We start from the raw sequence: 3,804 nt of genomic DNA, 5'->3' as shown, positions 1-3,804 counted from the left end.
CCCCCGCCCTGACCGCCACGCTGTCCGCCGCGTGCCTGGTGGCCCTGACCGCCTGCTCCAGCGGCGGCGACGCCGCCGCCCCGGCCGCGTCGCAGAGCCCCGGCAGCCCGGCCTCGCGGACCTCCGCGCCGGCCACCGAGGTCGCCGCCAGCCAGCCGCGCCTGGCCCTGACCCACGACGGCGGCGTGCAGGTCCTGGACGCGAACTCCCTGGAGGTCCTGGCCGACCTGCCCTTCGAGGGCTTCGCCCGGGTGAACCCCGCCGGCGACGGCAGGCACGTGTTCGTCACGGCCGCCGGCGGCTGGCACGTCGTCGACGCCGGCGCCTGGGAGGAACCGCACGGCGACCACGCGCACTTCTACACCACCACCCCGCGCGACACCGGCATCGTCTTCCAGGCCGAGGAGGCCGGCCACGTCGTCAACCACGCCGGCCGCACCGTCCTGTTCGACGACGGCACCGGGCGCGTCGTCTCCTTCGACAGCGACGAGGTGGCGGACCCCGACCGCGAGACCCGCGAGATGACCACCCCCTCGGCGCACCACGGCGTCGCCGTCGAACTCAGCGACGGCTCCACGGTCGTCACCGAGGGCGATGAGGAGTCCCGCGACGGGATCCGCCTGCTGGACCCCTCGGGCACCGAGGTGGCCGCCTCCACCGAGTGCCCGAACGTGCACGGCGAGACCGTCGCCGCCGACGAGGTCGTCGTGGTCGGCTGCACCGACGGCGTGCTCGTGGTGAAGGACGGGCGGATCACCAAGATCGACAGCCCCGACGAGTACGGCCGCATCGGCAACCAGTGGGGCCTGGACGACTCCCCGATCGTCGTGGGTGACTACCGCGCCGAGCAGGACAGCCCCACCGACGCCGTCGGCAGGATCTCGCTCATCGACACCACCACCGGCCAGCTGCGCCTGGTGCAGCTGCCCGCCTCGTACTGGTACCGCTCCATCGGGCGCGGGGAGAACGGCGAGGCCGTGGTGCTGGGCACCGACGGCGCCCTGCACGTGGTCGACACCGCCACCGCCGCGGTGACGCGCTCGGTCCCGGTCATCGCCCCCTGGCAGGTGGCCGAGGACTGGCAGACCCCGCAGCCGCAGGTCTTCACCATGGACGGCTCGGCGTACGTCTCCGACCCGGCCACGAACTCCGTGCACGCCGTGGACATCGCCACCGGCGAGGTCTGGCGCAGCGCCGAGCTGACCGTGCAGCCCAACGAGCTCACGGGCGTCACCGCCTCGGTCGACGCGCACGAGCACGAGGACGAGCACGAGGACGAGCACGAGGACGAGCACGAGGACGAGCACGAGGGGACGAACGGCTGATGCACGCCCCCTCGCGCCTGCTCACCGCCGCGACGGCGCTGCTGGCGACCGCCGCCTGCGCCAGCACCGGCGCGGCCGGCGACGGCGGGGCCGGCGGGGCCGGCGGGGGCCTGCGGGTGACTGCTTCGTCGTACCCGCTGCACTACGTCGCCGAACGCGTCACCGCCGGGCGGGGCGCGGTGGACAACCTCGTGCCGCCCGGGGCGGACAGCCACGACCTGGAGCTGTCCGCCCAGCAGGTCGGCGAACTCGGCGAGGCCGACCTCGTGGTGCACCTGTCCGGTCTGCAGCCGGCCGTCGACGAGGCCCTGGAGGTGCAGGCGCCGGCCCACCTGGTGGACGCCGCCCCGCTGGCCGACCTGCACGGCGACCCGCACTTCTGGCTGGACCCGACCCGCGTGGCCCGGCTGGCCGAGCAGGTGGCCGAGGCCGCCTCCGAGGTGGACGCCGCCGGCGCGCAGCAGTACGCCGCCAACGCCGAGCAGCTCGGCCAGGAACTGGCCGAGCTGGACCGGGAGTACGCCACCGCCCTGGCTCCCTGCGCCGGCGCCGGCGCCACGCTGGTCACCGCGCACGAGGCCTTCGGGTACCTGGCGCAGCGCTACGGCCTGCAGCAGCTGGGCATCAAGGGCATCGACCCGCACGTGGACCCCTCCCCCGCGCGCCTGCGCGAGGTCGTGGACACCGTGCGCGGGCGCGACGTGCGCACCGTGTTCTTCGAAGCGGCCACCAGCCCGGCCGTGGCCGAGACCCTCGCGCAGGACACGGGGGTGCAGACCTCGGTGCTGCACCCCCTCGAGCGCGTCACGCAGGAGCAGGACTACCCCGGGCTGATGCGGGAGAACCTCGCGGCGCTCACCGGGGGCCTGAACTGCGGCGCGTGAACCACCTCGCGTGAACCACCTCGCGTGAACCACCTCGCGTGAACCACCACTGGGTGCACCCCGCCGGCCGGGGACGCCTGCCCCACCGCGGGGACGTCCCCGGCCGGCCCCGCGAGCGCGCGCCGTCGACCAGCGCCCGCCAGGGATCACGAGGAGGCGCAGCAGTCGTCACCGCACGCGCAGGCGCTCGCGCCGGTCCCGGGGTCGTCGGCCGGCGCCAGGGCGGCAGCCGGGGAGCAGCAGTCCTCCCCGCGCCACGCCTGGACCCCTTCGCGCAGCGCCACGACGGCGATGACCAGCGCCGCGACGGGGTCGGCCCAGGACCAGCCCAGGGTCGCGTTGAGGACCAGCCCGACCAGCAGCACCGCCGACAGGTACGTGCACAGCAGCGTCTGCCGGGAATCGGCCACCGCGGTCGCCGACCCCAGCTCGCGGCCGGCGCGGCGCTGCGCCGTCGACAGCGCGGGCATGACCACCAGGCTCAGCGCCGCCAGCACGATCCCGACCGGCGAGCTGTCGGCCCGCCCGTCACTGGACAGGGCCCGCACCGAGTCGAGGACGACGTAGGCGGCCAGGGCGAGGAAGGACAGGGCGATGACCCGCAGGGCCCGGTGCTCGCGCGCCTGGCGGAGCTCCGCGTCACGAGCGGAGAACTGCCACGCCACCGCGGCGGCGGAGGACACCTCGATGACGGAGTCCAGCCCGAAACCGATCAGGGCGGTGGACGAGGCGGCCGCGCCGGCGCCCAGGGCCACCACCGCCTCGACGACGTTGTAGGTGATCGTCGCGACCACGAACCAGCGGACGCGCCGCGCCAGCACCGCTCGTCGGGACTCGCGCTCGCGGTCCTGCCGCGGACCGGCCGCGGCGGGGTTCGAGGCGAGGGGAACGACCGTCGCGCGAGGAGCGGGGTGCGAGGAGGGCATCAGCAGCACCCCTCGCCGCCCGCGGCCGGGCAGTGCGCGGGGTCGATGGCGAGCACGACGCTCAGCAGGTCGCCCAGCGCGTGGTGCAGGCGGGCGTCGGCCAGCTCGTAGCGCACGCGCCGGCCCTCGGGGACCGCCACCACGAGCCCGCACCCGCGCAGGCACGCCAGGTGGTTGGAGACGAGCTGGCGCGAGACGCCCAGCAGTTCCGCCAGGTGCGCCGGGTAGGACGGGGCCTCCCGCAGGGCCAGCAGCAGCCGGCAGCGCGTGGCGTCGGACAAGGCGTAGCCGAAGCGAGCGAGCACGTCGGCACGGGTCACCGTCTCCACGACCCCGAACAGTACAGGCTCCCCTGAATACAGGGAATCCTGTCGCACCTGCTCGCCGGGGTCCGTCGCTCACCCCGGACCGCTCACCGCGCCGGTGCCGACCGGGGGGGCGGCGTCGAGGGGCGGAGCGCCGGCCGGCTCACGGGGGTGCTCGCGCCGCACCGCCCGGCCCGCGCCGCGCGGGGACCCGGTACCGGACCAGGCGGGCGGAGTTGACCGCGACGAACACCGAGGAGGCGTTGAGGACCCCGTCGACGGCCAGCGGCAGCGGGGTCTCGGGGGCACTCGAACCTCCTGTTGAGAATGTTTCTCGACTAGGCTCGACCGCAGCAGCCCCGCC

5 protein-coding genes are annotated in these 3,804 nt (G+C 75.3%); 2 read left to right on the top strand and 3 right to left on the bottom strand.

The window, feature by feature from the left end:
* Positions 1 to 8: 8 nt before the first annotated feature.
* Positions 9 to 1,325 (top strand): zinc metallochaperone AztD, encoded by a 1,317-nt coding sequence (gene aztD, locus GTR00_RS16305; RefSeq protein WP_166612641.1) that lies wholly within the window; start codon positions 9 to 11, stop codon positions 1,323 to 1,325.
* A complete protein-coding gene (locus GTR00_RS16300; RefSeq protein ID WP_166612640.1) occupies positions 1,325 to 2,209 on the top strand; it encodes a metal ABC transporter substrate-binding protein in 885 nt (294 codons plus the stop codon). The genes aztD and GTR00_RS16300 overlap by 1 nt, the downstream gene beginning before the upstream one ends.
* A gap of 146 nt (positions 2,210 to 2,355) precedes the next feature.
* Here GTR00_RS16300 and GTR00_RS16295 read toward each other — a convergent pair whose 3' ends face one another.
* The 3 genes from GTR00_RS16295 to GTR00_RS23070 all read right to left on the bottom strand — a co-directional run.
* Complete coding sequence (locus tag GTR00_RS16295) at positions 2,356 to 3,135, bottom strand: cation transporter (protein ID WP_166612639.1); 780 nt, start codon at positions 3,133 to 3,135, stop codon at positions 2,356 to 2,358.
* Positions 3,135 to 3,464 carry an ArsR/SmtB family transcription factor gene (locus GTR00_RS16290; protein ID WP_166612638.1) on the bottom strand — a complete coding sequence of 110 codons (330 nt, stop codon included), beginning with the start codon at positions 3,462 to 3,464 and terminating at the stop codon, positions 3,135 to 3,137. The genes GTR00_RS16295 and GTR00_RS16290 overlap by 1 nt, the downstream gene beginning before the upstream one ends.
* Before the next feature lie 139 nt (positions 3,465 to 3,603).
* The coding region (locus GTR00_RS23070; protein ID WP_205705969.1) for a hypothetical protein at positions 3,604 to 3,804 on the bottom strand (201 nt) is incomplete at its 5' end.

It is taken from the genome of Kineococcus indalonis (assembly GCF_009906395.1).
Classification (GTDB): domain Bacteria; phylum Actinomycetota; class Actinomycetes; order Actinomycetales; family Kineococcaceae; genus Kineococcus; species Kineococcus indalonis.
This window is presented reverse-complemented; position numbering and strand designations above follow the sequence as displayed.

What these genes read in the sequence shown, in the direction of transcription:
- GTR00_RS16295 (WP_166612639.1), bottom strand. Translation starts at nt 3,135, where the DNA reads ATGCCCTCCTCGCACCCCGCTCCTCGCGCGACGGTCGTTCCCCTCGCC.
- GTR00_RS16300 (WP_166612640.1), top strand. Translation starts at nt 1,325, where the DNA reads ATGCACGCCCCCTCGCGCCTGCTCACCGCCGCGACGGCGCTGCTGGCG.